Below are 1,301 nucleotides of genomic sequence, written 5' to 3' on the forward strand. Positions count from 1 at the left end.
TGAAGTGCTCCGGGTTTTGTTCCTAGGCATTTGCCTTGATTTCTATTTTCTCGTGATTTGGATTGCCAGTCCAAAACTCTGCTTCTACCTCTGTCGGCGTACGGTAGCCGAGACTTTGGTGAAGCCGTGATTCGTTCCACCACGAGACCCACTCAAACGTCGCGATCTCAACATCAACCACGTCAGTCCACGACCGCCTATGAATGAGCTCATTTTTGTAAGAACCGTTGACGTTCTCGGCCAAAGCATTGTCGTAGGAGTCACCGACTGTCCCAGTAGAGGCAGTGATTCCATGCTCAGCAAGGCGCTCATTGTAGACAATGCTCACATACTGCGAGCCGTGGTCTGAATGGTGAATCAGTCCCGTTGTTTCCTTTGCGCATACAATCGCCTGGTTGAGTGCTTGTAGTGGCAACGCTTCCGTGCGCATCGTATCTGATAATGCCCATCCGACAATTTTGCGGGAGTACACATCGGTGACAAAAGCGGTGTAGACGAACCCATTACCGGTACGGACGTAGGTAATGTCAGCCACCCATAACCGATTCGGTCCAGCGGCACGAAAATCACGGCCCACCAAGTCAGGGCGATTATCCGAGCCCTTGGACCTGCGAGTTGTCACAGGCAACCGGCCTTTACCTTTTCCACTGACTCCAGCAAGGCGCATCAGGCGAGCGGTTTGCTCACGGCCGATGTCGATTCCTTCACGGCGTAGAGCATGCCACATCTTGCGGATACCATAGACTGCGTAGTTTTCTTCATGGACCTCGGCAATATGCCTTGTCAGTGCGGCGTCACGAAGGCTGCGGGCACTTAATCCCCGGGCTTTTGACTGACGGTATCCGCGTGAGGAAATGAAGCCACCTTGCCGATTGCTCTTCAACGTCTGACAGATGAACTCGACTGTGAAACGATCCCGGTGTTCATCGATGAACTGGATCATTTCCGACGTTTGGGGTCGAGTTCCGACACGAAAAAAGCTGACGCGGCCTTCAATAACTCGTTAGTGTCGCGAAGCTCCTGATTCTCACGACGCAGCTTGGCCACCTCTGCAACGAGATCTTCAGGTAAAGGATCAATTGCCCTGCCTTCGCGACGGGCCGCCTGAGCCCACTGCCGGGCAGTATGCCATGAGACACCCAGTTTCGGGGCCACGATCTTGCACGCTTCCTGCATGGAGATCCCCTCCGCCAGGATGCGGTCCTCAACAAGGCGGACCACCCGATCCTTGGCATCCTGGTCAAATTTCTTCGGCATGTTCCAGATTTTCCCATCTACTCAAACGGAACAAAACCTGGGAC

General features: G+C 53.7%; 1 protein-coding gene. It reads right to left on the reverse strand.

Annotated elements, in window-relative coordinates; translation table 11 throughout:
• Positions 1–22: 22 nt before the first annotated feature.
• A protein-coding gene (locus tag HMPREF3097_RS09600; protein WP_141759450.1) for an IS3 family transposase occupies positions 23–1,257 on the reverse strand; the annotation gives its coding sequence in 2 pieces (ribosomal slippage) (positions 23–981 and positions 981–1,257; 1,236 coding nt in all).
• Positions 1,258–1,301 lie beyond the last annotated feature (44 nt).

This window comes from Corynebacterium sp. HMSC27B11 (assembly GCF_001815985.1).
Taxonomy (GTDB): domain Bacteria; phylum Actinomycetota; class Actinomycetes; order Mycobacteriales; family Mycobacteriaceae; genus Corynebacterium.